This window comes from Leisingera sp. ANG-M1, from assembly GCF_000813745.1.
In the GTDB taxonomy this organism is placed as follows: Bacteria; Pseudomonadota; Alphaproteobacteria; order Rhodobacterales; family Rhodobacteraceae; genus Leisingera.
Genome location: NZ_JWLC01000017.1, coordinates 45,189 through 70,081, shown reverse-complemented (window position 1 = coordinate 70,081; position 24,893 = coordinate 45,189). Strand labels below are relative to the sequence as shown.

Annotated in this window: 27 protein-coding genes; 6 read left to right on the top strand and 21 right to left on the bottom strand. The window is 62.7% G+C overall.

The genetic code is table 11. The features are described from left to right. Window positions 1-78: 78 nt before the first annotated feature. The gene (locus tag RA19_RS15025; protein WP_039164006.1) at window positions 79-576 is read right to left on the bottom strand and encodes an acyloxyacyl hydrolase; all 498 of its coding nucleotides are present in this window, start codon (window positions 574-576) and stop codon (window positions 79-81) included. A 204-nt stretch (window positions 577-780) separates the two neighbouring features. On the opposite strand from RA19_RS15025, the gene ychF reads away from it, so the two are divergent. The 3 genes from ychF to RA19_RS15010 all read left to right on the top strand — a co-directional run bounded on the left by ychF (window position 781) and on the right by RA19_RS15010 (window position 2,874). Next, complete coding sequence (ychF, locus tag RA19_RS15020) at window positions 781-1,878, top strand: redox-regulated ATPase YchF (RefSeq protein WP_039164004.1); 1,098 nt, start codon at window positions 781-783, stop codon at window positions 1,876-1,878. Between the two features lie 182 nt (window positions 1,879-2,060). Further along, entirely contained in the window at window positions 2,061-2,438 is a 378-nt protein-coding gene (locus RA19_RS15015; RefSeq protein WP_039164002.1) for a DUF2237 family protein, read from the top strand. A 115-nt stretch (window positions 2,439-2,553) separates the two neighbouring features. After that, a complete protein-coding gene (locus RA19_RS15010) occupies window positions 2,554-2,874 on the top strand; it encodes an antibiotic biosynthesis monooxygenase family protein (RefSeq protein WP_039164000.1) in 321 nt (106 codons plus the stop codon). 105 nt (window positions 2,875-2,979) lie between these two features. Here RA19_RS15010 and trpB read toward each other — a convergent pair whose 3' ends face one another. The 8 genes from trpB to rpsA form a co-directional block, all read right to left on the bottom strand. Continuing rightward, a complete protein-coding gene (gene trpB / locus RA19_RS15005) occupies window positions 2,980-4,239 on the bottom strand; it encodes a tryptophan synthase subunit beta (RefSeq protein ID WP_039163998.1) in 1,260 nt (419 codons plus the stop codon). A 503-nt stretch (window positions 4,240-4,742) separates the two neighbouring features. After that, complete coding sequence (locus tag RA19_RS15000; RefSeq protein WP_039163994.1) at window positions 4,743-5,396, bottom strand: phosphoribosylanthranilate isomerase; 654 nt, start codon at window positions 5,394-5,396, stop codon at window positions 4,743-4,745. 21 nt (window positions 5,397-5,417) lie between these two features. Continuing rightward, window positions 5,418-5,768, bottom strand: a complete 351-nt coding sequence (locus tag RA19_RS14995; RefSeq protein WP_039124792.1) for a LapA family protein — start codon at window positions 5,766-5,768, stop codon at window positions 5,418-5,420. After that, window positions 5,768-6,052 (bottom strand): integration host factor subunit beta, encoded by a 285-nt coding sequence (gene ihfB, locus RA19_RS14990; RefSeq protein ID WP_039163993.1) that lies wholly within the window; start codon window positions 6,050-6,052, stop codon window positions 5,768-5,770. The genes RA19_RS14995 and ihfB overlap by 1 nt, the downstream gene beginning before the upstream one ends. A 231-nt stretch (window positions 6,053-6,283) precedes the next feature. Further along, the gene (locus RA19_RS14985; protein WP_039163991.1) at window positions 6,284-6,910 is read right to left on the bottom strand and encodes a LysE family translocator; all 627 of its coding nucleotides are present in this window, start codon (window positions 6,908-6,910) and stop codon (window positions 6,284-6,286) included. Window positions 6,911-7,018: 108 nt separating this feature from the next. Then, window positions 7,019-8,203, bottom strand: coding sequence for a hypothetical protein (locus tag RA19_RS14980; RefSeq protein ID WP_039163989.1), 1,185 nt, complete (start codon window positions 8,201-8,203; stop codon window positions 7,019-7,021). A 315-nt stretch (window positions 8,204-8,518) separates the two neighbouring features. After that, window positions 8,519-9,382 (bottom strand): cobaltochelatase CobT-related protein, encoded by an 864-nt coding sequence (locus RA19_RS14975; RefSeq protein ID WP_052261814.1) that lies wholly within the window; start codon window positions 9,380-9,382, stop codon window positions 8,519-8,521. Window positions 9,383-9,584: 202 nt separating this feature from the next. Continuing rightward, the gene (rpsA, locus tag RA19_RS14970) at window positions 9,585-11,264 is read right to left on the bottom strand and encodes a 30S ribosomal protein S1 (protein WP_039163987.1); all 1,680 of its coding nucleotides are present in this window, start codon (window positions 11,262-11,264) and stop codon (window positions 9,585-9,587) included. 316 nt (window positions 11,265-11,580) lie between these two features. Here rpsA and RA19_RS14965 point away from each other — a divergent pair, with 316 nt between their 5' ends. Further along, window positions 11,581-12,096 (top strand): hypothetical protein, encoded by a 516-nt coding sequence (locus RA19_RS14965; protein WP_039163985.1) that lies wholly within the window; start codon window positions 11,581-11,583, stop codon window positions 12,094-12,096. Here the strand turns inward: RA19_RS14965 and RA19_RS14960 are convergent. The 4 genes from RA19_RS14960 to RA19_RS14945 all read right to left on the bottom strand — a co-directional run bounded on the left by RA19_RS14960 (window position 12,093) and on the right by RA19_RS14945 (window position 15,297). Then, on the bottom strand, window positions 12,093-12,590 hold the full coding sequence (locus RA19_RS14960; protein ID WP_039163983.1) for a hypothetical protein: 498 nt from the start codon (window positions 12,588-12,590) through the stop codon (window positions 12,093-12,095). The genes RA19_RS14965 and RA19_RS14960 overlap by 4 nt on opposite strands. 182 nt (window positions 12,591-12,772) lie before the next feature. Continuing rightward, a complete protein-coding gene (locus tag RA19_RS14955; RefSeq protein WP_039163981.1) occupies window positions 12,773-13,042 on the bottom strand; it encodes a DUF6525 family protein in 270 nt (89 codons plus the stop codon). Then, the gene (locus RA19_RS14950; protein WP_039163980.1) at window positions 13,035-14,237 is read right to left on the bottom strand and encodes a GTP-binding protein; all 1,203 of its coding nucleotides are present in this window, start codon (window positions 14,235-14,237) and stop codon (window positions 13,035-13,037) included. Before RA19_RS14950 ends, RA19_RS14955 begins: the two co-directional genes overlap by 8 nt. A 214-nt stretch (window positions 14,238-14,451) precedes the next feature. Continuing rightward, window positions 14,452-15,297, bottom strand: coding sequence for a LysR family transcriptional regulator (locus RA19_RS14945; RefSeq protein WP_039163977.1), 846 nt, complete (start codon window positions 15,295-15,297; stop codon window positions 14,452-14,454). 125 nt (window positions 15,298-15,422) lie between these two features. Here RA19_RS14945 and RA19_RS14940 point away from each other — a divergent pair, with 125 nt between their 5' ends. Beyond that, the gene (locus tag RA19_RS14940; protein ID WP_039163976.1) at window positions 15,423-16,889 is read left to right on the top strand and encodes a sulfatase-like hydrolase/transferase; all 1,467 of its coding nucleotides are present in this window, start codon (window positions 15,423-15,425) and stop codon (window positions 16,887-16,889) included. Window positions 16,890-16,942: 53 nt separating this feature from the next. Then, window positions 16,943-17,335, top strand: coding sequence for a hypothetical protein (locus RA19_RS14935; RefSeq protein ID WP_039163975.1), 393 nt, complete (start codon window positions 16,943-16,945; stop codon window positions 17,333-17,335). 10 nt (window positions 17,336-17,345) lie between these two features. On the opposite strand, the gene RA19_RS14930 is transcribed toward RA19_RS14935, so the two are convergent. From RA19_RS14930 to RA19_RS14895, 8 genes are all read right to left on the bottom strand, one after another. Further along, the gene (locus RA19_RS14930) at window positions 17,346-18,098 is read right to left on the bottom strand and encodes an amino acid ABC transporter ATP-binding protein (protein ID WP_039163974.1); all 753 of its coding nucleotides are present in this window, start codon (window positions 18,096-18,098) and stop codon (window positions 17,346-17,348) included. Continuing rightward, window positions 18,095-19,378: a Coenzyme F420 hydrogenase/dehydrogenase, beta subunit C-terminal domain gene (locus tag RA19_RS14925; RefSeq protein WP_039163973.1), complete on the bottom strand. Its 1,284-nt coding sequence runs from the start codon at window positions 19,376-19,378 to the stop codon at window positions 18,095-18,097. Before RA19_RS14925 ends, RA19_RS14930 begins: the two co-directional genes overlap by 4 nt. 61 nt (window positions 19,379-19,439) lie before the next feature. Continuing rightward, complete coding sequence (locus RA19_RS14920; protein ID WP_039163971.1) at window positions 19,440-20,231, bottom strand: substrate-binding periplasmic protein; 792 nt, start codon at window positions 20,229-20,231, stop codon at window positions 19,440-19,442. A 49-nt stretch (window positions 20,232-20,280) separates the two neighbouring features. Further along, window positions 20,281-20,940: an amino acid ABC transporter permease gene (locus RA19_RS14915; RefSeq protein ID WP_039163969.1), complete on the bottom strand. Its 660-nt coding sequence runs from the start codon at window positions 20,938-20,940 to the stop codon at window positions 20,281-20,283. Continuing rightward, window positions 20,937-21,626, bottom strand: coding sequence for an amino acid ABC transporter permease (locus tag RA19_RS14910; RefSeq protein ID WP_039163967.1), 690 nt, complete (start codon window positions 21,624-21,626; stop codon window positions 20,937-20,939). The genes RA19_RS14915 and RA19_RS14910 overlap by 4 nt, the downstream gene beginning before the upstream one ends. Then, window positions 21,623-22,384: an aspartate racemase/maleate isomerase family protein gene (locus tag RA19_RS14905; protein WP_052261813.1), complete on the bottom strand. Its 762-nt coding sequence runs from the start codon at window positions 22,382-22,384 to the stop codon at window positions 21,623-21,625. The genes RA19_RS14910 and RA19_RS14905 overlap by 4 nt, the downstream gene beginning before the upstream one ends. Window positions 22,385-22,411: 27 nt before the next feature. Further along, entirely contained in the window at window positions 22,412-23,854 is a 1,443-nt protein-coding gene (locus tag RA19_RS14900; protein WP_039163966.1) for an aldehyde dehydrogenase family protein, read from the bottom strand. A gap of 3 nt (window positions 23,855-23,857) precedes the next feature. After that, window positions 23,858-24,883 (bottom strand): succinylglutamate desuccinylase/aspartoacylase family protein, encoded by a 1,026-nt coding sequence (locus RA19_RS14895; protein WP_039163964.1) that lies wholly within the window; start codon window positions 24,881-24,883, stop codon window positions 23,858-23,860. Window positions 24,884-24,893: the final 10 nt, after the last annotated feature.

Genomic DNA, 24,893 nt, shown 5'->3' with positions numbered 1-24,893 from the left:
CCCCGGTGTGCCGAATGTTGCCGGGGAAATCAATCCCGGGCCGTGCCTTGGCCCGGGAGATACAGGGGCGGAACGGGCTCAGCCGCCCAGCGGGATGTGCCAGCGCAGAGTCAGCGAGTTCACGCCCGGGTTCTCATCCGCGGTGGAGGCATTGGATTTGTGGCTGAAGGCGAGCGACACGGCCTTGCCATTGGCAAACCGCTTGCCGATTGCCAGAAGCGTGCGGATTTCAAAGGTCGAGCCCAGGTCATTGCCTGCAGAGCTCTCGAAATAGGCCCCCGGCATGACGCTGTTTTCAATGAACCAATCGTTCTTAAGGTCGATCACACCGCTGATCCCGACGCCGGCAAAAACATCGCCGGTCTCCTGGGCTTCCAGAGTCGCGCCAAAGCGGGCCGACAGGATCCGCCCTTCGTGGAACGGTGCGTGCAGATAATCCAACGCAAATTGCGCGCCGTCTTCCGCCGCTTCCCGGTGGTAATCGGAATACCCAATGCCCAGGACCACTTCCTGAGCAGCCGCAGGCATGGCGATGGCAGCGGACAACGCTCCCGCCAGCAAAGCTGTGTGTTTCATTCTAGCCCCTCGCAGAATTATTTATTTGGCACCAAGATATTTTTTTGCGCTGGTTTTCCAAGGCTCCTCACGAAAAAGCAATATGAGGGCTTACTGTGCGGCGGCGCACAAAGCGGATTGTGGCGCTTTTGCCAGCCATACTTGGCTTGCGCGGGCGCCCAATGCTGCCTAGAAGCAGCTCCCAAGTGGCATCAGGAGGCCGAAATGGGCTTTAAAATGGGAATCGTCGGCCTGCCGAATGTTGGCAAATCGACACTGTTCAACGCGCTGACCAAAACCGCCTCGGCGCAGGCGGCCAACTTTCCGTTCTGCACCATCGAGCCCAACGTGGGTGAAGTGGGCGTGCCGGACGCCCGCCTGGACAAGCTGGCGGCGATTGCGCAATCCAAGCAGATCATCCCGACCCGGATGACTTTTGTCGACATCGCGGGCCTGGTGAAGGGCGCGTCGAAGGGCGAAGGCCTGGGCAACCAGTTCCTGGCAAACATCCGCGAAACCGATGCAATTGCCCATGTGCTGCGCTGCTTTGAAGATGGCGACGTGACTCATGTGGACGGCCATGTGAACCCGGTCGCCGATGCCGAGGTGATCGAGACCGAGCTGATGCTCGCCGACCTGGAAAGCATCGAAAAGCGCCGCGCCAACCTGGTGCGCAAGCTGAAGGGCAACGACAAGGAAGCCCAGCAGCAGGACCGCCTGCTGGCCGAAGCTCAGGCAATGCTGGAAGACGGCAAGCCCGCCCGTCTGGTCGAGGTCGACGCCGAAGACGCCAAAGCCTGGAAGATGCTGCAGCTCCTGACCACCAAACCGGTGCTTTATGTCTGCAACGTCGGCGAATCCGAATCGGTGGACGGCAACGAGCACTCCGCCAAAGTGGCTGAAATGGCTGCGGCGCAGGGCAACTCCCACGTAATCATCTCGGCCCAGATCGAGGAAGAGATCAGCCAGCTGGACGCCGATGAGGCGCAGATGTTCCTCGAGGAGATGGGCCTGGCCGAGGCGGGCCTCGACCGTCTGATCCGTGCGGGCTACGAACTGCTGCACCTGGAAACCTATTTCACTGTCGGCCCCAAAGAGGCACGCGCCTGGACCATCCGCACCGGCACCGCAGCCCCACAGGCGGCGGGCGTGATCCACGGCGACTTCGAGAAAGGCTTTATCCGGGCCGAAACCATCGCCTATGACGACTTCATCGCCTGCAATGGCGAGCAAGGCGCCAAGGAAGCCGGCAAGATGCGCGCCGAGGGCAAGAGCTACATCGTCAAAGACGGCGATGTGCTGCACTTCCTGTTCAACACCTGATCTCCGGACACGCCGGAACGCCAGCCGCCCGCCATCCCCTTGGCGGGCGGCTGTTTTTTGACCTATTGCGGGATTGACCCGGGGGCATGGATCGCGAACATGGGCGGCACTGGCGCCGGAATTCCCGGGACGCCTCCAGCAATCGCACTACCATTACGCCGGAACGCATTCAGGACAGCCCCATGGAAAAAGACGACAGCATCAATGTTCTGGGTGGCCCGCTTGCGCCCTGCTCCACAGCGCCGCTGACCGGCTTTTTCCGCGATGGCCACTGCAACACCTGCGCCGAAGACCAAGGCAGCCATACCGTCTGCGTGGTGATGACCGCCGAGTTCTTGGCATTTTCCAAATATGTCGGCAACGACCTGTCGACGCCGCGGCCGGAGTTCAACTTTACCGGCCTGCAGCCCGGCGACCGCTGGTGCCTGTGCGCTGCGCGTTTCCTGCAGGCCGCCGACGAAGGCTGCGCGCCCAAGGTGCATCTGGAAGCCACCCACAGCCGCGCGCTGGAGATCGTGCCGCTCAGCATCCTGCAAAGCTACGCCGCCGATCCCGCCTAAGCGGGCGCATTGACCTGCAGGCGGCAGTCCCGTAATTGCAGCGTTAAGCCAGCCTGCCGGACCCTCGCCGCTGCCAGCCTCCCTGTATTCCGCTACAAGATGAGGAGGCTCGCTGATGAGCTTTATCGCCATGAACCGCTTCAAGATCCGCCCGGGCCGCGAAGCTGATTTCGAAAACATCTGGAAAGAGCGCGAAAGCCGCCTGAAAGAGCTGAAGGGCTTCCGCGAATTCCGCCTGCTGAAGGGTCCGGCGACCGAAGAGCACTGCCTGTACTCCAGCCATGTGATCTGGGACAGCCGCACGGACTTTGAAGCCTGGACCAAATCGCAGCAATTCCGCGACGCACATAAAAACGCGGGCAAGCGCGAAGGTGAAAGCCCGATCCTGGGCCACCCGCAGTTCGAAGGCTTCGAGACCGTCCTGTTCGAGGCTTGAAACATAGAGATGACGGCCGCAGCGCCGGTCGGCATTGCCTGAAACACAAAAAAGCGGCAGCGCCTGAGCAGGCCTGCCGCTTTTCCAAAGCTGCTGCGGAGGGTGTTACTCCTCGAAGGTGCGGCCTTCTTCGGTGTCCGACATGTCGAAGCCCAGGTGTTTGGCGACAGTGAACACGTCCTTGTCGCCGCGGCCGCACATGTTCATGACGATGATATGGTCCTTGGGCAGATTGGGCGCGATCTTGGTGACATGGGCCAGCGCATGGCTGGGCTCCAGCGCCGGGATGATACCCTCGGTGCGGCAGCTGAGCTGGAAGGCTTCCAAAGCTTCCTTGTCGGTGATCGAGACATACTCGGCGCGGCCGCTTTCATGCAGCCAGGAGTGTTCCGGGCCAATGCCCGGATAATCAAGGCCCGCAGAGATCGAATAGCCGTCCATGATCTGGCCGTCAGGGTCCTGCAGCAGATAAGTGCGGTTGCCATGCAGCACGCCAGGGCGGCCGCCGGTCAGAGAGGCGCAGTGCTGGATCCGGTCGTCGACGCCCTTGCCGCCGGCTTCGACACCGATGATCTTGACCGAGGGGTCATCCAGGAACGGGTAGAACAGGCCGATGGCATTGGAGCCGCCGCCGATGGCTGCGATCACCGTGTCCGGCAAGCGGCCTTCGCCTTCCTGCTCGGCCAGCTGCCAGCGGACTTCCTTGCCGATGATCGACTGGAAGTCGCGCACCATGGCCGGATAGGGGTGCGGGCCTGCCGCGGTGCCGATGCAGTAGAAGGTGTCGTTCACATTGGTCACCCAGTCGCGCAGCGCGTCATTCATCGCGTCCTTCAGGGTGCCGCGGCCCGACTGGACCGGAACCACTTCGGCGCCCAGCAGGCGCATGCGGAAGACGTTCGGTGCCTGGCGCTTCACGTCATGGGCGCCCATGTAGACGATGCACTTGAGGCCGAACTTGGCGCAGACGGTGGCAGTGGCCACGCCATGCTGGCCGGCACCGGTTTCGGCGATGATGCGGGTCTTGCCCATGCGCCGCGCCAGCAGGATCTGGCCCAGCACGTTGTTCACCTTATGCGCGCCGGTGTGGTTCAGCTCATCGCGCTTCATATAGATTTTGGCGCCGCCCAGTTCCGCGGTCAGGCGCTCGGCATGATAAAGCGGGCTGGGGCGGCCGACATAGTGTTTCCACAGGTCGTCCATCTCGGCCCAGAAGGAGGGGTCGTCCTTGGCTTTGTTGTATTCTTCCTCAAGGCTCAGGATCAGCGGCATCAGGGTCTCAGACACGAAACGCCCGCCAAAGATACCAAAGCGGCCCTGTTCATCCGGACCGTTCATGAAGCTGTTGAAAAGATCGTCGGCCATGGTTGTTCCCTCACTTTCGCAGCGCCCGCAATGACTATAGCGCGGCGGTGGCTTGGTAAAGGGGGCATGGCACAAGCGGCTGCGGCCGGCCCGGGGCTCTGCCCTGCCGGTTTGCTTTTGCTGACTGCTTGCTGCCGGTCCTGGTCGTCAGGAGGTTTAAGATGGCGGCGCCGCCCAAAAGGCGGAGATGGGCAGGCGTATCCACCCGCGCGCTAAACGTTGTCTCTGCACGTCCCCTGCCAAGGGGCCCGGTTCCAAAGATGCCGGGGGTGTCAGGCCCGGCGCTGATCGCGATCAGAGGGAACTATGGCAGATCCGGATTAAGGTGCCATGAGACCGGCGTTCGCCGGTTACGCAACACCGCAGCCGTCTCTTCTCCGGCACGGCCTGTGCAATGCATATTTGTACGAAGAAGAAGCGGACGTCTTCCCCTTCTTCTTTGCCTAAATACTCAAAATCCCGCGGCCTGCCCCGAGCGCGTCGCAATCGGAGGGCGCGCCCGGTCAGCCCCTGGCTGACAATGCGGCTTTAGTGAAGCTTTCGATCAGAGCAGCATCCTTTTCGCCCGGCGCGCTCTCGACACCCGAGGAAACATCGACCTGACGGGCGCCGGTCATGCGGATTGCCTCGGCCACATTGTCCGGTGTCAGGCCGCCGGCCAGCATCCAGGGTTTCTGCCAGTACTTGCGGCCTGCCAGCAGCCGCCAGTCAAACGCCAGCCCGTTGCCGCCGGGCAGCTCCGCTTCCTTGGGCGGCTTGGCGTCGATCAGCAGCTGGTCCGCCACCTGCTCGTACAGTGCGATCTGCGGAATATCAGAAGCATCGGCGATGCCGACGGCCTTCATCACCGGCAGGCCGTAGCGGGCCCGCACTTCGGCCACGCGTTCGGGGCTTTCCTTGCCATGGAGCTGCAGCATGTCGAGCGGCACAGCCCCGGTGATAGCATCCAGCTCCGCATCCGTCGCATTCACTGTCAGCGCCACCTTGCACAGGCCGATAGGCGCCTCGATAGCCAGTGCGGCAGCCTGTTCTATGCTCACGTTGCGCGGAGACTTGGGGAAGAAAACAAAACCGGCATAGGCCGCCCCGGCCCCAGCTGCGGCGGCGATGTGCTGCGGGGTTTTCAGCCCGCAGATCTTGACCCGGATGTCGCTCATGGCCTGTTACCGTCCGCAGCGTCAGCTAGCGTCTTCGAGAAGCGCCAGGACCTCGTCCTTGCCTTCGTTCTTCTGCTTCTTGAGCCGGGTCACTTCGCGGTTCAGCTTGCGCACTTCGCGGGCCTTGGCGCCCGCCTCGCTGCGGTGCTTGTGCTCGCGCAGCCACTCCCACAGGAACCCGATCACCAGGCCGGCGCCAACACCGCCCAGCACCACCGCAAACAGCGGCAGCGAGATGCCGTAGTTGAAGCCGGCAAGCTCTGCAAAAGCGTCGGGCATCAGTTTCAGCTCAACAGCGGCGCTGTTGGCCAAAGACACCGAAACCAGCACAGCAGCCAGCACAAATAGAACCGCGTAGCGAATGTAACGCATCAGGCTTTCCCGTTCAGGCGGTCCCTCAAGAGTTTACCCGTCTTGAAGAACGGCACATGTTTTTCCTCGACGTGGACCGTCTCGCCGGTGCGGGGATTGCGGCCGACCCGCGAGTCCCGCTTCTTGACCGAAAACGCGCCAAAGCCGCGCAGCTCAACCCGGTCGCCGCGGGCCATCGCATCGGTCACTTCCTCGAACACCGTGTTCACGATCCTCTCTACATCCCGCTGATACAGGTGCGGGTTTTCGTCTGCAATCTTCTGAATCAACTCAGAGCGGATCATGATCTTTTTCCTCCCAGGGAACCGGCGTGTTATAGCTATTATTCTGAGAGTATAGGAAAATTTCCCGTAAGGGGGAAAGAAATCTGGCCTCTGACCCAGGGAAATTGAAGCCCCTTGCCCCGGTTTCCAGCCTGCCGCGGCGAATTTCCGCACCAGCCGCAGGTGCCGCGGCGCAGCAAGCGGGCGCGGCGGGCGGCGGCCCGGCCGGTTGATTCGCCCGCTGCGCGACCGTCAGGAGCGGCCCGCAATGGCCATCAGCGAGCCAAAACCGACAAAGGCACCGCCGGTGAGGCGGCGCAGCCACTTGACGCGCGGCGGCGATTGCAGAAAGCCGCGCAGCCAGCTGCCGCAAAAGGCGATCAGCACATGGTTCAGCGCGCATAGGGCACCATAGCTGGCGGCCAGGATCAGCACCTGGCGCAGCGCGGGCTGGCCGGGGTCCAGGAACGGCGGAAACAGGGCGGCGATGGCCACCATTGCCTTGGGATTGGTGAGCGAGATTGCCAGCGCCTGCGCAGACAGCCGCCGCAGCGGTGCAGCCTGGGTGCTTTGGTCTGGGCTGACCGAAAACGCGTTGCGGTCGCGCCAGATTTTGATGCCCAGCCAGATCAGATAGGCGGCGCCGGCCAGTTTGAGGATCAGGAAGGCCAGCATTGAGGCCTGCATCAGCGCTCCCAGCCCCAGCCCGACCAGCAGGCCAAGCGCTGCAATGCCCGCACCGTTGATCAGCCCCACCAGGATGGTGACCCGGACGCCGTAGCGCAGCGCATTGGTGATGGCGAACAGCACCCCCGGTCCCGGGCTGATCACCGGCACGATGCTGACCGCGAGGAAGAGGAGCCAGGTTTCAAATGCCATGCGGTCAATACCTTTTGAGGAACCTGCGGCCTTTCTCAGAAGGTGCGCCGGTGCAATCGTGAACAGACCGGGGCGGGCAGCCCGTCCCGGCCAGACCAATATGGCCGGTCAGGCCAGTTCTTTGGACATGGCGCTGAAGCCCTGTTCGATGGCCGAGGCGGCCTTGACCAGGTTTTCCCCGCCCGACGCAATGCTGGTCACGGCCGTCGACAGGCCCAGGCTGCCGATCCAGATCGCCCATTTGGTCCAGACCGGGTCCTTGTGGCGCAGCGCCTCCACTGCCTTTTGCGCATCGTCGCGGAATTTCTCGGCCGGTTTGATCGAGACGTGATAGGCTTCAATGCTCTTGATCAGCTTGGCGGTTTCCTTGCGCGCCGCCTCCATCGCCGTGAACAGCCCATCGAGCTTCTTGCTCTTGTAGCCGCGGTCCTTGGCCATCTTGCCCAGCTTCTTTTCGATTTCCTTGTCGAGCTTGCCCTGCTTGTCGAGGAGCTTATTCAGCTCCTTGCCAAGGCCTGCGATCTCCAGGTCGATGTTCTTGAGCTTGGCCTTGTAGGTTTCCAGATGCTTGTCGACCCGGTTGAAGCCGGCGGTTTCGATCATCAGGAAATCGGCGAGGAACTCCTTGCCGATCTCCTTGGCCTTCACCTTGGCCTTGGACTGTTTTTCATAGGCCGAGACCAGCTCCTTCAGCGCCTTTTCCAGCTGGCCGTGGATCTTGACGATGTCCGAGGTCACCTTTTGCACCGCGCGGGCGACCGAGACGATGCTTTGGGCGATGCCGTAGATGCTGGCCGCAATCGACACACCGCCGGTCACCGCGCCCGCCGCCAATGAGGCGGTGGAGCCGATGGCCGCGGCGCTGCCGAGCACAATCGCGCCGACCACCTTGATGCGGTACTTCTTGCGGTCCTTGTTGGCCTGTTTCCACTTGTCGAAATGCTTGTTCGTGACCTGCTCGATCGACTTCTGGTATTTGGCAAAGATCTTCTGGATGTCGGCGTCCAGCTCCTTGCACTCTTTGGCGCTGAGCGGCATCACCGAGCCGAGGTCATTGGCCTGGCTCACCCGCAGGCTGCATTCGTTCACCAGCTTTTTGTATTCCTTGGTGGCGTCGTCATAGAGCTTGGCGACAAAGCGCGCGTCGGTGTCGAGCTCCTTGGCCGCGCTTTTGTCGACTTCGACGGTGGCGGTGAAGTTCATATTGCCGAGCTGCACGAACTTGGGCTTCACCTTCTTGGTGACCTCGTTTTTCACGTCCGCCTTGATGATGGTGAGTTTCTCGGTCGCCATAATGCTCTCTCTTTTTGCCTGTCGCGATTGGCCGGCGGGCGGAACGGGGTACTGAAATGCGGCATCCGGGGACGCCGGGGAACTGAAAAACGGGGCCTGCCCTTGGGAGGGGAGTTTAGCGGATGCGGCTTCGAAGGGAAGGGGGAGGTTTTTGCGGAATGGAACCGCCACCCTAAGGCGGAACAGGTGCGGATTAAGCTTCCGCCCAGTTCCCGGCACCATAGATCAGAACGAACTAACGTAGCACCGGCGTCGACGGCCTATGTCCGCTTTCGAGACGAAGCTGACTTTAGAGTGGACCACGTCAATGTCCGCTTACCGAAAAAGCTCACCAAGATAGTTGGGAAGTTCCGCTGGGACTTCTGCAAGACGATCAACCTGCAATGCGGACGGATATAGGCGCCCGACATCGTGATCGATACCAATTGCAGCAATGCGAAAACGTGGCGTCGCCTTCAGATCAGAAACGACTGCCTCCAAATGGTGCCACAAGAAATCTGGTCGATTTTCGTTCAACGTACTGTCGTCGACTGGCGCCCCGTCAGAAACTACAATGACCAAGTTTTGCTCGGCGTCTAGGTTCTTCAATCTTTCAGCGGCCCAGAACACTGCTTCGCCGTCGATGTTTTCCTTTAGAAGGTCGCTCCGGAGCATGTTGTAGACTGACCAAGGTGCTCCAGGGTTTGTGTTTGATGCCTCGCGGTAGCGGATATGCAACAGGTCATTGAGGCGGCCAGGATTCCTTGGGCAGCCTTTGTCAATCCATAGTTGGCGAGACTTACCACCTTTCCAAGCTGCTGTAGTAAAGCCCAAAATCTCATATCTTACGCCCAGTCTACTTAGGAAATCGCTGACCATTTGAACCACCAAACAGGCAATTACCGCCCTTTGACCTTTCAACGATCCAGAATGGTCCACAACGAGAGAAACTGCGGTTGTTTCACCAATATTCGGGTCCTTAGCGAGGATAGCATCAATCTGGGCCAGCGAGTTCAAGCTCGTCTCTGTCCGAGACGTCTCGGTAGCTCTTTCGAACGCCTCGACCTGTTGATTTAGAGTCTTTCGCTCGACCGGAGAGAGCTCGCGGCCCAGTGCTTCGCCAGTGACCTCAACATCGTAAGCGGTTGTGTAGATGGAATACTCACCGTCATCTTCATTCTGTTTCCAAAACCAAGTCATTTGAGCCTACTGAATTCAAAGGATGGGATATATTGCGTCAATGCCAACGATCCAATCTTGTTCGATGACTATCGCTCAACATCGGACATCTGTGCAATGTGCAGCATTCGGTATTTTGGGCTCAAGCAGGACCTTCTCAAAATGCAAAAAGCCCCGCAGTTTCCTGCGGGGCTTCTCAATTTCTGCCGTGAGGCCGGGGAGATTAGTCGCCCGACTTCAGTGCGGCGCCCAGGATGTCGCCCAGCGATGCGCCGGAGTCCGAGGAGCCGTACTGTTCCACTGCTTCTTTCTCTTCCGCGATCTCGCGCGCCTTGATGGACAGGCCCAGGCGGCGGGTCTTGGAGTCGACGTTGGTGACGCGCACGTCGACCTTGTCGCCAACCGAGAAACGCTCAGGACGCTGGTCGGCACGGTCGCGGCTGAGGTCGGAGCGGCGGATGAAGGACTTCATGCCTTCGTATTCCACTTCGATGCCGCCGTCTTCGATCGCGGTCACGTTGACGGTGATCACGGAGCCGCGCTTCACGCCGCCAACCGCTTCGGCGAACTTGTCGCCGCCCAGAGCTTTGATCGACAGCGAGATACGCTCTTTGTCGACGTCCACTTCGGAGACAACGGCCGAAACCATGTCGCCTTTGCGGTAGTTCTGGATCGCGTCTTCACCGCGCTCGTCCCAGCTGAGGTCGGAGAGGTGAACCATGCCGTCGATGTCGCCGTCGAGGCCAATGAACAGACCGAATTCGGTGATGTTCTTGACTTCGCCTTCGACCTGAGTGCCCTCGGGGTTGTTCTCGGAGAACACTTCCCACGGGTTGCGCATGGTCTGCTTGAGGCCCAGGGACACGCGGCGCTTGGCACCGTCGATTTCCAGAACCATGACGTCGACTTCCTGGGAAGTGGAGACGATTTTGCCCGGGTGGACGTTTTTCTTGGTCCAGGACATCTCGGAGACGTGGACCAGACCTTCGACGCCCGGCTCCAGCTCAACAAATGCACCGTAATCAGTGATGTTGGTGACGCGGCCCTTGTGCACGGAGGACAGCGGGTACTTGGCGCCAACCAGATCCCACGGATCTTCCTGCAGCTGCTTCATGCCGAGGGAGATGCGGTGGGTCTCTTTGTTGATCTTGATGACCTGAACCTTGACGGTTTCGCCGATCGACAGGATCTCGGAGGGGTGGTTCACACGGCGCCATGCCATGTCGGTGACGTGCAGCAGGCCGTCAACGCCGCCCAGGTCAACAAACGCACCGTATTCGGTGATGTTCTTAACAACACCGTCGACTGCCTGGCCTTCGGACAGGTTGCCGATAACCTCGGCGCGCTGCTCGGCGCGGGACTCTTCGAGGATCGCACGGCGCGACACAACGATGTTGCCGCGGCGGCGGTCCATCTTCAGGATCTGGAACGGCTGCTTCAGACCCATCAGCGGGCCTGCGTCGCGCACGGGGCGGACGTCAACCTGCGAGCCGGGCAGGAAGGCAACAGCGCCGCCCAGGTCGACGGTGAAGCCGCCTTTGACGCGGCCGAAGATCGCGCCTTCGACGCGCTGATCGTCTGCGTAGGCTTTTTCCAGGCGGTCCCAGGCTTCCTCGCGGCGGGCCATCTCACGGGAGATGACGGCTTCGCCACGGGCGTTTTCTGCTGCGCGCAGGTAAACCTCGACTTCGTCGCCAACTGCGATTTCGGGCGCTTCGCCGGGGTTTGCGAATTCTTTCAGATCAACGCGGCCTTCCATTTTGTAGCCGACGTCGATGATGGCCTGGCCGGCTTCGATTGCCAGCACTTTGCCTTTGACAACCGAACCTTCGTCCGGAGTGTCCATTTCGAAGCTTTCGTTCAGGAGGGCTTCGAATTCCTCCATCGATGCGTTTTGAGCCATGAGGTCTCAGGTTTCCTTTACTAACGGTTTTCTGGCCGGGCGGTTGTCTCCGCCGGTCTTGGTTTCGCCCTACAGAACGTGGCCCGGAGCACATCTGATCAAACAAACACAAAGGGCCGAGGTGTACCCCAGCCCTGCTCAGATATGCCACCCGGACGTTGACCGCCCTTGTATTGACAGCGCGCGTATAGGCGGATTCCCCGGTGCGCGCAAGGGGAAAGCCCTGCAGGGCAAGGCGGAATGGCGCTGCCGACCGGCAGGTGGCCGTGTATTTGAGGCGCCCTACTATTGCAGTCAGCGATCTGGAGCCATGCCAATGCCCTCTGACTTGCACTACTACCCGGATGCCAGCCCTGTGGTCTGCTGGGCGGTTGCGGGGTTCGCCGCCCTGTTCGGGGCTGCGTTCCTGGCTCAGGGATTTGACCGGATCTGGCACCGCCCGGCAGAAGGCGGCGGGCAAGTGCTGCTGGGCGCGGCCATCCTGTGGATGGCCTGGCGGACAGGCCGTTATCCGGCCCGGCCGGCGCTGTCGCTGACCTGCGGCGCCCTGGTTTTGCGGCCCTTCTGGCGGCCGCCGTCCCGGCTGCGGTTTGCTGAGGTCGGCAGTTTCGGCCTCTACCGCCAGCACAACCAGGCGCGGCTGCGCACCGGCAGCCATGCCGGCCGTCTGCTGGGATGGACGGTGACTTCTGAGCATCTGGTGGCCAGCCTGAAAGGCGGCGGTACGCGCACCATCACCCTGCCCGGCTTCAGCAATGCCCGCCTGCTGGCAGAGCTGGAAGCCCGCAGCGGGCTGCCGATTGAACGGCTGCCGGACCGCAAGGCTGGCTAAGACCCGTTCGGCGCGTTTCCCTGGTACTCCCGCTCCAGCAGCACAACCCCGGCCAGCACATAATCAGCCCGGCCCTGCTCACCCAAAAGCGGCAGGTAGATTTCGGAGGTGCTCCGGTATCCCGATAGCGGACCGACATACGGCAGCGACACCAGGAGCGGCCGGGGAGCGGCAGCAATCTCGGCGAAGCCGCTCCAGATCATGGAACCAGGCCCGCAGCTGGGATGTTCAGAGAGCCGGGTGCCGACGAATTTTTCCCGCAGCGTGTTGTTGATCCTGCTGCGCGTATAGATCACCTGGAAATCCACCGGCTCGCCCCCGGCGGAGCGCTCGATCTCGAACACGGACAGAATATTGGGGGAGGCGACGGCATTGGGCAGACCAAAGGCAGCAAGGCTGGGGTAGACGCCCTCTTCCGACGCACTGTGCCAGAGCAGGTACATCGACTTTAGCTCTGGTTCCATTTCACTCACTGAAAACTCGGCTGTAAACATGGCGCACGAGGCCCCCGGTAACGTCGCTTCAAGCTGCAGCCCGCCCAAGGATGCCACTGTGGCATGTATTGCGGGAATACGGGCGGCTTACGATTGCAGCTTAAAATCAGTGTATTACGGGTTCCTTGCATGGCAAGTTTTTTGTCCGCGGCCCGGAACTGCCGGAGCCGGCCCGCCCTGGGCTACCTGAAAGCGTCCCAGACCTTTGCGTCGCGTTTGAGCATCACTTGTTCCGCAGCATCCATCCGGGCGGCGGCGGCATCGGGGTTTTGGCGGCCGCCCGCCTTGGTCCAGAGCCTGAGCGCTGAGGCCGGGCTCCAGGGCAGGCAGGCGGAAGCAAGCCACTGCCGCAGGGGCGGCGGCAGGGCGTCATAGGCCTGCATCGGATCCCCGGCCCGGCGGCGCCGTTTCAAGCGCGAATTCAGGTTGCGGCGCGCCCGGCGGTCAGCCATTGCGGCGCCAGCTGGGGAACGGGTCGTCCAGATCAGCCCAGGCCGGGTCGAAGCCCTTGGCCGTTTCCGGCATCAGGCAGGCATCCAGGCGCGCGGCAGTGGCTTCTTTGTCGAGACCTGCGCCGATGAACACAAGCTCCTGGCGGCGGTCGCCCCAGGTCTCGTCCCAATTCTGCAGAAACTCGCGCCGGGCCTCGGGATGGCTGGGCCAGCGTTCGGTTGGCACTGCCGCCCACCACAGCCCAAGCGGGCGGACCGAGGAGATTGCACCGGCAAGGGAAAACTCAGCAGCCCATTCCGGGCGGGTGGCCATCCAGAAATGGCCCTTGGCGCGGATCACGCCCGGCAGGTCGCCATTCAGCAGCGCATGGATCCTGGCCGGATCGAACGGGCGTTTGGCGCGGTAAACGAAGGAAGAGATGCCGTATTCCTCGGTTTCGGGCACATGGTGTTCAAACCCGTAAAGCTCTTTTGCCCAGAGCGGGTGCTCGTGGGCCTTGTCAAAGTCAAAGCGGCCGGTGTCGAAGATGCGGTCCCCGTCCACCTCGGAGAAGTCGGCCTGGATTACCTCGGCATCCGGATTCAGCGCCTTGATGACCAGCATCGCGGCCTCGGTCTGGGCCGGCCCCGCCTCACTCACCTTGTTCAGGATGATGACGTTGGAAAACTCGATCTGATCGGTCAGCAGGTTGACCAGGGTGCGGTCGTCCTCCTCGCCCAGGCTTTCGCCGCGGTCGCTGAGGAAATCGTGGCTGGAGAAGTCCTTGAGCAGGTTCACCGCATCCACCACAGTCACCATGGTATCAAGGCGGGCAACGTCCGAGAGGCTCTGCCCTTCGGCATCGCGGAAATCAAAGGTTGCCGCCACCGGCAGCGGCTCGGCAATGCCGGTGCTTTCGATCAGGAGGTAGTCGAAGCGGCCCTCGGCGGCGAGGCGGCGTACCTCTTGCAGCAGATCGTCGCGCAGGGTGCAGCAGATGCAGCCGTTGGTCATCTCCACCAGCTTCTCGTCCTGGCGCGACAATTCGGCCTCGCCCCGCACCAGATCAGCGTCGATGTTCACCTCGCTCATGTCGTTGACGATCACCGCCACCCTGCGGCCTGCGCGATTGTTCAGGACATGGTTCAAGAGCGTGGTTTTGCCGGCTCCAAGAAAGCCGGAAAGCACCGTTACCGGCAGCCTGCTGTCTGACATGCGGATCTCCATTTATGTTATATCATAACATTTTCTTTAACGGAGATAGCAGCCAGCCTGCCCGCCTGCAAGACGGAAACCGGCGGCCTGCCCCTTCCCGGGCATCCGCTTGTGCTGCCACCTTTGGAAGTTTGAGTATTTTCAGAAAGATGAAACGGTACAGATCTTTCTTCTAACCGAAAAATCTCACTGTAGCGGCCGCGCCTGGGCGCACTCAATCCTTAACGGAGGACACCTCGGCAGAGATCCAATCGCAAAAAGCTTCGGCGGCAGCGCTGGGGCGGTCTTTCAATTGCAGCCAGTAGGCCCGCTTGGAAGCTGCCACGCCTGCTTCATCCGCAAGAAGCCGTCCGGCCTGCACGTCCTTGCGGACCAGGAAGGACGGACACAGGGTCCAGCCGAGGCCGTCGGCGGCCAGGCTGACTGCAGCGTGCACGCTGTCCACTTCGAAGACTTGACGGGCCGTGGAGGCCGCAAAGCGCGGGGTCTTGAGCCAGTCCTCGAACAGGCTTTCCTGGCCGCTGATGCGGATCACAGGCAGCTGCCCCTCTTCCGGGCAGCCCGGTGCCCGAACCGCGGTCATTTCGCAGTGCACGATGGCCTTGGCGGGGGCCGGCTGCACCGGGCCGCCCAGGAAAATCTCGGCATCCGGGTCGTAGCCGTGCCGCTCCGGCCGCCAGAGTGCGGTACGGGTTTCCACCTGGATTTCAGGATGGAGGGCGTGGAACCTGGGGAGATTGGGGATCAGCCAGCGCAGGGCAAAACTGGCGTTGCAAAGGATGCGCAAACGGCTGCCCTGTGGCTGCTGGTAGCGTTTCAGCGCGTTGCTGATCTGCTCCAGCCCAGGGGACACATCGCTGTAAAGCTGCGCGCCGGAGGCGGTGAGAGACATCCCGCGCGGCTCGCGGGTGAACAGCTGCAGTTTCAGGTGGGTTTCCAGCGCCTGCATCTGCTGGCTGAGCGCGGCTTGGGTCAGCCCGACCTCCTGCGCAGCCAGGGTCATGTTGCCGAGCCGCGCCACGGCTTCGAAATTGTGCAGCCACTTCAGAGGTGTCGCCATGCCAAGCCATAATTTTTCTTATCGAAGAGTAGAAAATTTATCTATTGGATTGCGGCGCGGATTTCCAGAACAGTGTGGCCTGCCGTCCTGGCCATGGTGGTGCGGGCGCCGAATAGGAGGACCCGATGAGCGAGCAGCCGAATTTCCTGGTCATTATTTCAGACGAGCACCGCAAGGATGCGATGGGCTGCGCGGGCCATCCGATTGTGAAGACGCCGAACCTGGATGCGCTGGCGGCGCGGGGCACGATGTTCACCTCGGCCTATACGCCGTCGCCGATGTGCGTGCCGACACGGGCGGCGCTGGCCACCGGCGACTGGGTGCACAAGACCGGCCATTGGGACAGTGCCACGCCTTATGCCGGGGAGCCGCAGAGCTGGATGCATGCGCTGCGCGAGGCGGGCCGCGAGGTGGCCTCGATCGGCAAGCTGCATTTCCGTTCGAACGAAGATGACAACGGGTTCTCTGAGGAGATCGTGCCGATGCATGTGGTGGGCGGCGTCGGCTGGGCCATCGGATTGCTGCGGGAGAACCCGCCGCCCTACGACTCGGCGGCGGAACTGGCGGGCGATGTCGGCACCGGCTCCAGCACCTATACCGACTATGATCTTGCCATCACTGAAGCGGCCGAGGCTTGGCTGACCGATCCCAAGCGGAAGGAACAGCCCTGGGCGGGATTTGTCTCGCTGGTCAGCCCGCACTACCCCCTCACCTGCCCTGAGGAGTGGTACAACTTGTACGACCCGGCCGAGATGGACCTGCCGGTCGGCTATGGCGAAGGGCTGCCGGATCATGAGGAGCTGCGCAACATCGCTGAGTTCTTCAATTACGATGAGTATTTCGACGAACAGAAGATGCGCGAGGCCAAGGCGGCTTACTATGGGCTCACGTCTTTCATGGATCACTGCGTGGGCCGGGTGATTGCTGCATTGGAGGCCAGCGGCCAGCTGGAGAATACCGTGATCCTCTATGTCTCGGACCATGGCGACATGATGGGGGACCAGGGGTTCTGGACCAAGCAGGTGATGTATGAGGCCAGCGCCGGGGTGCCGATGATTGCCGCGGGGCCAGGCGTGCCGGAAGGGCAGAAGGTGGCGACTTGCACCAATCTGACCGATGTTGCCGCCACCGCAAAGGAGGTTTGCGGGCTCGCGGAGGACACCGGCCTGCCCGGTGTTTCCCTGCGTTCAATTGCCAATGCGCCGTATGACGCGACCCGCTCCGGCTTCAGCGAATACCATGACGGCGGCTCGAAAACCGGCGCCTTCATGGTGCGCTGGGGCAAGTGGAAATATGTCTATTACGCCGGGATGCAGCCGCAGCTGTTTGACCTGGAGACCGACTCGCATGAGCAGGTGAACCGGGCAATGGACGGGGTGAACGACCCGGAGATCAAGGCGGCGCTGACCGAGGGCGAGCGGCGGCTGCAAGCGATCTGCGACCCGGAAAAGGTGAACGCCCGCGCCTTTGCCGATCAGCGCCGCAGGATCGCGGAACTGGGCGGCGAAGAAGCCTGCCGCACCGCTTATGTGTTCAACCACACACCGACACCCTCGGAGCAGGACAAGATGCGCGAGGGATCGCCGCTCTGACCCTTGCCGTGCACCCGGCCCTTTCTTAGGGTCGCAGCAGGGAGAGGCATGCGATGACACTGGAAGAGGCAATTGCAACCCAGCCGCAATGGGGGCAGATCTGGCTGAACGTGCTGTTTGTCGGCGGCTTCATCCTGCCGCTGGCGCTGCTGATCTGGAAACCCAGCCGAATTGCCGGCGCGGTGACCGTGGCTGTCAGCCTTGCAGCCGCAGGCGGGGTTTACTGGATTTACGGCCAGCTCGGCTATGTCCGGCTGCTGGGGCTGCCGCATGTGCTTTTGTGGACGCCGCTGGTGATCTGGCTCTGGCGCCAGCGCAAGCGGCCGGACATGCCCGCCTGGCCCCGGCGTATCCTGCTGGCAGTCTGCGCCGTGCTCGCGGTTTCGCTGGCGTTTGATTACACCGATACGGCCCGCTACCTGCTGGGCGAGCGTCAGCCGTTCTGAGCGGCACCGGTCAATGGCCTAGGATCTGGCTCAGGAAGGCCTGCGTGCGCGGGTTTTGCGGGTTGCCGAAGAATTCCTGCGGCGGGTTCTGCTCGACGATCTCGCCCTGATCCATAAAGATCACCCGGTCGGCGACCTGACGGGCAAATCCCATCTCGTGGGTGACACAGAGCATCGTCATCCCCTCTTCCGCCAGTTCCACCATGGTGTCCAGAACTTCCTTGATCATCTCCGGGTCCAAGGCCGAAGTCGGTTCATCAAACAGCATGATCCGCGGCTTCATGCACAAGGAGCGTGCGATTGCCACCCGCTGCTGCTGGCCGCCTGACAGCTGGCCGGGGTATTTGTCTGCTTGGTCTGGGATGCGCACCTTTTTCAGGAAGTGCATCGCCACCTCCTCGGCCTCGGCCTTCTTCATCTTGCGAGCCCACATCGGCGCCAGGGTGCAGTTTTCCAGGATCGTCATATGCGGGAACAGATTGAAGTGCTGAAAGCACATGCCGACTTCGGAACGGATCTTGTCGATGTTCTTGGTGTCACTGGTAAGCTCGGTACCGTCGACGATGATCTGGCCGTTCTGATGCTCTTCCAGCCGGTTGATGCAGCGGATCAGGGTGGATTTGCCCGACCCGGACGGACCGGCGATTACGATCCGTTCGCCTTGGGAGACGGTCAGGCTGATGTTCTTCAGCACGTGAAAGGAGCCGTAGAATTTGTCCATGTTGCGGATCTCGATGACCGCTTCGGGGGTTCGGGTGCTCATTGGGTTTCTCCGGGCTTGAGGGCGTCCGCATCACGGGCAGGCGGTTCGCTGAGGCGGCCTGCATGGCTGCGCTGGCGGCTTCCGCGGGCGGCGGCGAGGTTGTCTGAAAGGGGCTGAGTGCGGGCCAGCGCTTCCAGGCGCAGCCCCTCGACGTGAGGGATGCGGTGGCCTGCGGCACGCATGCCGGCAAAGCGGGCCCAAAGCGCCTGTTTCTTGCGGACCTGATGCGGCTGGGTGTCGTCCATATCGCGAATGTCCAAGGCCCGGGTGATGGTCAGGTTGCCGTCTTCCACCGCCCCGGCCACCAGTGCCTCGCCCGCTTTGGACCGGATCAGGATGGAGTTGAAACCCGCGTCCTCGCCAACCGGCGCCCCGCCGGGCCAGTAATCCGCCGCGGCCACATCGGCGCTTTCACCAATCGCGTCGGGGCAGATCTTGCAGCGGGGCTGGATGCACCATTTGCCCTCATCCGCCCACAGCTCCAGGTAACTGCGCTCCTCGGCGTGGCCGTCGGCGAATTCAATCCGGGCGCGGCCCGGGTTGCCGTAGCCGCGGTAGCGGAACAGGGTGACGTCGTCTTCGCTGTAGCCAAGCTCCTGCACCAGATCGCGGGACTTGCGGAACTCCGGGGCGCCGCCGCAGACCATGGCCAGCATGGCTTTGCACTGCTGATCAACCCGCGCGTCCTCGCGGGCATAGAGCCTGAGCGCCGTCACGTCGCAGGGCTTGCCGATGAAGGCAAAGGGCTCGCCCGTGTCCAGCGCCGCGCGGATTGCGGCCAGCGGGGTTGCCGGGCCGTAGCGGGAGCCTGCGGCCTGGATCACCTCGCCCTCGGTGCGCGACATCACGGTTTCGCTGCGCATCGGGCGCTCTTCAGAGGCGCGCACCTGCAGGATGTACTTCACTTGGCCGCTTTCCAGCAGTTGTTTCGCCAAGGCTGTCAGCACCCCGCCTGAGGCGGCGCGGTAGCGGATGTCCTTGTCGCTGGCATGGGCCAGCTGAACCTGCCGGTACGGTCCCCAGACCGGATCTATTTCTGCGCCCTCGGTTTCCGCCAATTCATCCCGGCCAATCACATGAGTGCCCGGGCAGGTCCGGGTGATGGCTTGCCAACCTTCGGCAACAATCTCCGCCTGCTGCAGCGGGCGCTCGCGCCCCTCTGGCGTGGTGACGAATTGCACCGCCTCCGGCCCGGCAATTGCCTGGCACAGGCCGCAGCCGACGCAGAGGCCGCTTTCAACGATGTCAGAGAGTGTTTGGGGCTGGGATGCGCAGGCCATTGGGGTCTTCCATCAGGATAACGGCTGCGGCAGCAATGCCGCAGCCAGAGGGGCCGTCAGATCAGTCCTGAAAATTGTCGATCCACTTGCTTTCCATCTCGCCCGACAGGCCGGTAGCATTGGCGGAGCGCACCCAGGTGTTAAGGAACTCCAGCAAGTGGGTGTCGCCCGGGCGCACCGCATAGGAGAAGCCCTGCGCCTCGATACCGCGGCCGTTTTCGATGATGTGCAGCGGCGCGTCCGGGTTACTGGCGATGTAGAGCTTGATGTTGAGCTCGGAGGCAATCAGCGCGTCGGCGCGGCCGCCGGCCACTTCCAGAACGGTTGCGGCCAGGCCTTCAGCCACCATCGGGCGGGTTTCGGCGTTGGGAAATTCTTCCTTGGCTACCGCTTCATCAGCAGTACCGGCCAGCACCACGATGGATTTGCCCGCGCTGTTCAGCTCGTCCCAGGTGGCGATATCCGAGCGGGAGTTGCCCAGCACCACCTGGCGGGTCTGGTAGTAGGGGTCGGTGAACATCACCTTCACCGCGCGCTCGGGCGTTGCGAACATGTCGACAAAGGCCACGTCCCAGCGGTCGCCTTCCAGGCCCGGAATCAGGGTCGACCAGGTGGCGTCGACGATCTCCAGCTCGACGCCCATGGCTTCGGCCATCCTGCCCGCCATGTCGACATTGTAGCCGCGCCATTCGCCCGAGGCTGCATCCTTCCACTGGAACGGCAGCGAGTCCGCCATGCCGACGCGCAGCACGCCGTCCGACTGAATGCCGTCCATGGTGGTCTGGGCCGCAGCGGCGCTAGTCATGGCCAGGGCCGCAACCGCAGCGGCCTTGAGGGTGTTGAGCAGTTTCATTGTGGTGTCCTCCCTTGGAAACTGTTGGTTTTGGGTTTGCGGGGGCCCGTCAGGCGCGGGCATCCCGTTTGCGCTCCAGCCGCCGGGCCAGCAGCGTGACCGGGAAGATCATGCAGAAATAGGCGATGGCGACGGAGGTGAAGAACTCGTTGTATTTGAAGGTCTGACCGCCCAGCACATTGGCCTGATAGGCGAGTTCGCCCACCGAGATGGCGGCCAGGAGGCTGGTCATTTTCATCAGCTCGGTAACGAAGTTGACGATGGTGGGCAGCACCAGTTTCAGCGCTTGCGGCAGCAGCACCTTGTACCAGCGGGCGATTAAGCCGAGGCCCAGCGCCTGGGCGGCCTCGTTCTGGCCCTTGGGCAGGGCGACGATGCCCGCACGGAAGATCTCGCCCAGGAAGGCGCCCGCCACCAGCGAGATGGCGATGGTGCCCGAGGTGAAGGCAGACATGCGGATGCCCAGCACCAGTGGCATCGCCAGGTAGACCCAGAAGATCAGCGCCATTTCCGGCACCGTGCGGAAGATATGGGCGTAGATCCGGGCGGGCAGCCGCAGGGCGCGGTTGGTCTGCAGGTTGCCCGCGCAGACCACGCCGCCAATCACCGAGCCGATCAGCAGCGACAGCACCAGCACCAGCGCCGTGTTCATCGCGCCCTGGGCAAGGATGTCGATATTGTCGGCCAGAATGCCCCAATCGAAGATCATGACTTGCTCCTTTGCGGGCCGTATTTGCGTTCCACCCAGTCGGCGCCGAAGGCTAGAACCGAGCCCATCACCAGGTAGATCAGCGCCGCGGCGGTGATCAGCTCGACCGGTTTGAAGGTGGAGTTGGCGATGCGGGTGGCGACGCGCATCAGGTCGTCCACGGCCAGGATCGAGAGGATGGCGGTGGCCTTGAAGATGTTGATGATCATGTTGGCCAGCGGCGGGATCATCACCCGCAGCGCCTGCGGCAGCACCACCTTTACCCATACCGGGAACCAATGCAGGCCCAGCGCGCTGGCGGCCTCCCACTGGCCTTTGGGGACCGAGTTGATACCGGCCCGGGCGATCTCGCAGAAATAGGCGGTGACGTTGAGGGTCAGCGCAATCAGGCCGGAGGTGAGCGGCGTGGTGTTGATGCCGGTGGCCAGCGGCAGCACGAAGTGGATCCAGGTGAGCTGCACCAATAGCGGCGTGTTGCGGAAGAACTCCACATAAGCCAGCACCAGGTAGCGCACGCCGCGGTATTTCGAGCGGATCACGATGGCCAGCAGGATGCCCAGCAGCAGCCCAACTACTGAGGCGATAAAGGCGAGATAGAGGCTGGTGGCGGCGCCATCGAGCAGCTGCCAGCGGTATTTCCAGGGTATGGAGAAATCCAGCGAGGCGAGATAGTTGAAATCGATCATAGGATCTTTCCCTCCGGGCAAGTCTGGAAGCGATGAAAGGGCGGCAAGCGGGTCAGCGGCGCAGCCCGGCCGATCAGCGCGGCGCCTTCAAAGACGCAGGCCTGATTGACGGTCAGCACCGGCTGACCGGCCGCAGCCTCCAGCTCGCCGATCAGCGTCAGCGAGTTGACGGCGGTGTCCGGGATCAGCAATGCGCCGCCTTTGAGCCGGCCGGTTTCGGCATAGCGGCGGCATTCCTCTGTCAGCGGCAGATTGGCCGAGGCGGTGGCGCCGGGCGAATGCAGCATCCGCATGGAGGCCACCTTCAGCCCTGCATCCCGCAGGCAGCTGCGGAAGATTTCCGAGACGTCTTCGGGGTACGGGCTCAGCACATCGACGGTTTGGAACCCCAGCCGCAGCGCTGCGGAAATCAGCGCCAGGGTGCCGCTGGTGACCGGGCAGCCAATCTGGCGGCGAAGGCTGCGGCGCTGCTGCAGGCTCCACTCCAGCCCGCCGATGAAACTGCCGGAGGTGCAGGCCCAGACCACCGCCTGCGCCCCCTGATCTGAGAGGTGCGCGCCAGCCTCGGCGATGCTGTCCACTTCGCCTACGCCTTTCAGCGCCTCAACCGAGTGGCCCGCGGGGCCTTTCGAGGAGCCAACGCTGTAGCTCAGCCCCGCACAGCCCGCGGCGCGGGTCAGCGCGGCGCTGCTGGCCATTTCGAACCGCTCCAGCGCGTCGCCGGTATCGGGCCAGACAAATCCGATCTGTGCTTGCATGGTCTCTCCTCCCAGATCACGCATGGCTCAGACCGCTTGCGGTTCTGCGGGAGGCACCGCCACCAGGCGCGGGAACAGGTATTCACGCATCGCCGAGGCGCCCCCGACGGTGCCGAGGCCCGAGGATTTGATGCCGCCGAACGGCGTGTCGATGAAGGCGGTGACCATCTGATTGGCGCCCACTGAACCAACTTCCAGCCGCTGGGCAACGGCCAGGGCTCCGGATGTGTCCGGCCCTTGCACATAGCCGCTGAGGCCGATGTTGCAGGTGTTTACCCGGGCGATGACTTCGTCGAGATCGTCATAAGGGCGGATACAGGCGATGGGGCCGAAGATCTCTTCGCGCATGCCAAGGGCATCCTCAGGCACATCCGCCAGCACCGTGGGTTTCCAGAAGAAACCAGTTTCGGAGGGGCGGGTCTGGCCGGTGAGCATGGTGGCGCCGCGCTGCAGCGCGTCCGCCACGATTTCCGCCATCCAGGTGCTGCGGCGCTCGTTGGCCATCGGGCCGACGTCCACGCCATCCGCAATGCCATCCCCGACGGTCAGGCTTTCGGCATAGTCCACCACCGCACGGGTGAAACCGTCGTACTGCGCCCGGTTCACATAGATCCGGTTCGGCGCGGTGCAGACCTGGCCTGCGTTCCAGAAGCGTTTACCGGCATAGGCCTTGGCCGCGGTTTCAATGTCCGCGCCGGGCAGCACGATGGCGGGGGCGTTGCCGCCCAGCTCCAGGGTGCAGCGTTTCAGCTGGCCCCCTGCCCTGGCGGCCAGCGCCCTGCCGACGGAAACCGAGCCGGTATAGCTCACATGGGCAATGGCCGGGTCGTCCACCAGCTGATCCGACAGCTGCGAGGAGCGACCCGTCACCAGGTTGATCAGCCCCGGCGGCAGGTCCAGTTCGTCCATCGCCTGGAAGAATGCTGCCACGCAGCCCGGCGCGTCGCGGTTGGCCAGCACCACCGAGGCGCAGCCTGCCGCCAGCGACGGCGCCATGTGCGAAACCACCGCTTCGACCGGGAAGTTCCAGGTGTTGATGATCAGCACCGGTCCTTTGGCGGTTTCGCGGATGTGCCGGTCGGCGCCGCCTGGCACCACGTAATTGAACTCATACGTCTCTGCCGTATCGGCGTAGAAACGGAAGATTGCGGCGCAGCCGTCAAGTTCTTCGCGGGCCTCGGGCAGCGGCTTGCCCTGTTCCCGGGTCAAGGCCCGGGCGATGGGTTCGCGGTGCTCCAGCAGTTTTACTGCCATCATCTGCAGGGCGGCAGCGCGGTCCCGGGGAGCGCGTTGGGACCACGCCTGGTGCGCCCGCCTCGCGGCAGCCGCAGCCGCGGCGGCATCTTCCGCCGTGGCGCAGGTTAGCGCGGCGCAATCCGCACCGGTGGCCGGGTTCAGCACCGGCAGCACCTCCCGGCCATCGCCAGCCAGGAAAACACCATCGATATACAGGGGATGCACCGCGCTCATTGATCAGCCCTCGTAATCGCTGAGGGTGAAGAACAGGGTGTCGCCGACCTCGCACAGTGCTGGCGTGCGCTTGCAGAAGACCACGCCGCCTTTCTTGAAATGCAGCTCGGCCGGGTCTTTCCACGGCGCCTTCAGGTTCCAGATGTAGCCCGCGAGCTGGCCGTCCTCGACCACATCGCCCAGGTTCACCACTGGCTCGAACATGCCGTCCTCATAGGCGAAGATGTAGTTGTCGCCGGACTGCATGCCCTTGAGCGCCACCTTGTGCTCGGGGTCGGGCAAGGCCATGGCTGCCGGCAGAATACCCATCTCGCGCAGGCAGCGCTTCGTGCCGTTGAAAGCGAAGTCGCGGATCCAGGGGCGGATTTTGCCGGCGCCGCCGAGCTCGGTCGAGAGATACATGATCTCGCGCCGCGCGGTGGCAGAGGAGAAAGTGGTTTCGGTCACCCGGTCGCCGACGATGCCCAAGGGCGCGCCGAACAGCTCCAGGAATTTCATCTGCAGCGCGTCCTTTTCCGGATCACCGATCAGCCGGATCTTGACCGAAGGGTGGTGGTCGATGGATTTGCCGGCCGAGTGCAGGTCAAACACCGCGTCGACCTTGGGCAGCAGCCGGTTCACCACCCACCAGCAGATCATCTGCGTCGGGCTGCCATTCTGCACGCCGGGGAACATCCGGTTGAGGTTCGCTTCGCCGCTTTCATCCAGCGGCGAAGTGCGCTTGCCCGCATAAAAGGCCGGGGCGTTCAGGGCGGGCAGGAAGATGATCTGGCCTTTCACGTCCTCAACATTCAGGTCGCGGAACAAGCCGGTGGTGACCGAGACGCCCTCGTATTCATCGCCATGGTTGGCGCCGACGACAACGGCAACCGGGCCGTCGCCGTTTTTGATCGACATGATCGGCACTGGCTGCCAGCCATAGGCGGAGCGGTCCGAGGAGAACTGGATGCGCACGTAACCGGTGTGCTTGCCCTCGGCCTCCAGGTCGATTTCGCAGACAGGTTCGTTGCTGACGATGGGGGTTGCCATGGTGTCCGCT

What these genes read in the sequence shown, in the direction of transcription:
- RA19_RS14930 (WP_039163974.1), bottom strand. Translation starts at nt 18,098, where the DNA reads ATGAGCACCCGAACCCCCGAAGCGGTCATCGAGATCCGCAACATGGAC.
- RA19_RS14915 (WP_039163969.1), bottom strand. Translation starts at nt 20,940, where the DNA reads ATGATCTTCGATTGGGGCATTCTGGCCGACAATATCGACATCCTTGCC.
- RA19_RS14955 (WP_039163981.1), bottom strand. Translation starts at nt 13,042, where the DNA reads ATGGCTGACCGCCGGGCGCGCCGCAACCTGAATTCGCGCTTGAAACGG.
- RA19_RS14950 (WP_039163980.1), bottom strand. Translation starts at nt 14,237, where the DNA reads ATGTCAGACAGCAGGCTGCCGGTAACGGTGCTTTCCGGCTTTCTTGGA.
- RA19_RS14960 (WP_039163983.1), bottom strand. Translation starts at nt 12,590, where the DNA reads ATGTTTACAGCCGAGTTTTCAGTGAGTGAAATGGAACCAGAGCTAAAG.
- RA19_RS14945 (WP_039163977.1), bottom strand. Translation starts at nt 15,297, where the DNA reads ATGGCGACACCTCTGAAGTGGCTGCACAATTTCGAAGCCGTGGCGCGG.
- RA19_RS15010 (WP_039164000.1), top strand. Translation starts at nt 2,554, where the DNA reads ATGAGCTTTATCGCCATGAACCGCTTCAAGATCCGCCCGGGCCGCGAA.
- RA19_RS15015 (WP_039164002.1), top strand. Translation starts at nt 2,061, where the DNA reads ATGGAAAAAGACGACAGCATCAATGTTCTGGGTGGCCCGCTTGCGCCC.
- RA19_RS14900 (WP_039163966.1), bottom strand. Translation starts at nt 23,854, where the DNA reads ATGAGCGCGGTGCATCCCCTGTATATCGATGGTGTTTTCCTGGCTGGC.
- RA19_RS14895 (WP_039163964.1), bottom strand. Translation starts at nt 24,883, where the DNA reads ATGGCAACCCCCATCGTCAGCAACGAACCTGTCTGCGAAATCGACCTG.
- trpB (WP_039163998.1), bottom strand. Translation starts at nt 4,239, where the DNA reads ATGGCCGACGATCTTTTCAACAGCTTCATGAACGGTCCGGATGAACAG.
- RA19_RS14910 (WP_039163967.1), bottom strand. Translation starts at nt 21,626, where the DNA reads ATGATCGATTTCAACTATCTCGCCTCGCTGGATTTCTCCATACCCTGG.
- RA19_RS14925 (WP_039163973.1), bottom strand. Translation starts at nt 19,378, where the DNA reads ATGGCCTGCGCATCCCAGCCCCAAACACTCTCTGACATCGTTGAAAGC.
- RA19_RS14920 (WP_039163971.1), bottom strand. Translation starts at nt 20,231, where the DNA reads ATGAAACTGCTCAACACCCTCAAGGCCGCTGCGGTTGCGGCCCTGGCC.
- RA19_RS15000 (WP_039163994.1), bottom strand. Translation starts at nt 5,396, where the DNA reads ATGAGCGACATCCGGGTCAAGATCTGCGGGCTGAAAACCCCGCAGCAC.
- RA19_RS15025 (WP_039164006.1), bottom strand. Translation starts at nt 576, where the DNA reads ATGAAACACACAGCTTTGCTGGCGGGAGCGTTGTCCGCTGCCATCGCC.
- rpsA (WP_039163987.1), bottom strand. Translation starts at nt 11,264, where the DNA reads ATGGCTCAAAACGCATCGATGGAGGAATTCGAAGCCCTCCTGAACGAA.
- RA19_RS14905 (WP_052261813.1), bottom strand. Translation starts at nt 22,384, where the DNA reads ATGCAAGCACAGATCGGATTTGTCTGGCCCGATACCGGCGACGCGCTG.
- RA19_RS14995 (WP_039124792.1), bottom strand. Translation starts at nt 5,768, where the DNA reads ATGCGTTACATTCGCTACGCGGTTCTATTTGTGCTGGCTGCTGTGCTG.
- RA19_RS14980 (WP_039163989.1), bottom strand. Translation starts at nt 8,203, where the DNA reads ATGGCGACCGAGAAACTCACCATCATCAAGGCGGACGTGAAAAACGAG.
- ihfB (WP_039163993.1), bottom strand. Translation starts at nt 6,052, where the DNA reads ATGATCCGCTCTGAGTTGATTCAGAAGATTGCAGACGAAAACCCGCAC.
- RA19_RS14985 (WP_039163991.1), bottom strand. Translation starts at nt 6,910, where the DNA reads ATGGCATTTGAAACCTGGCTCCTCTTCCTCGCGGTCAGCATCGTGCCG.
- RA19_RS14940 (WP_039163976.1), top strand. Translation starts at nt 15,423, where the DNA reads ATGAGCGAGCAGCCGAATTTCCTGGTCATTATTTCAGACGAGCACCGC.
- RA19_RS14935 (WP_039163975.1), top strand. Translation starts at nt 16,943, where the DNA reads ATGACACTGGAAGAGGCAATTGCAACCCAGCCGCAATGGGGGCAGATC.
- RA19_RS14975 (WP_052261814.1), bottom strand. Translation starts at nt 9,382, where the DNA reads ATGACTTGGTTTTGGAAACAGAATGAAGATGACGGTGAGTATTCCATC.
- ychF (WP_039164004.1), top strand. Translation starts at nt 781, where the DNA reads ATGGGCTTTAAAATGGGAATCGTCGGCCTGCCGAATGTTGGCAAATCG.
- RA19_RS14965 (WP_039163985.1), top strand. Translation starts at nt 11,581, where the DNA reads ATGCCCTCTGACTTGCACTACTACCCGGATGCCAGCCCTGTGGTCTGC.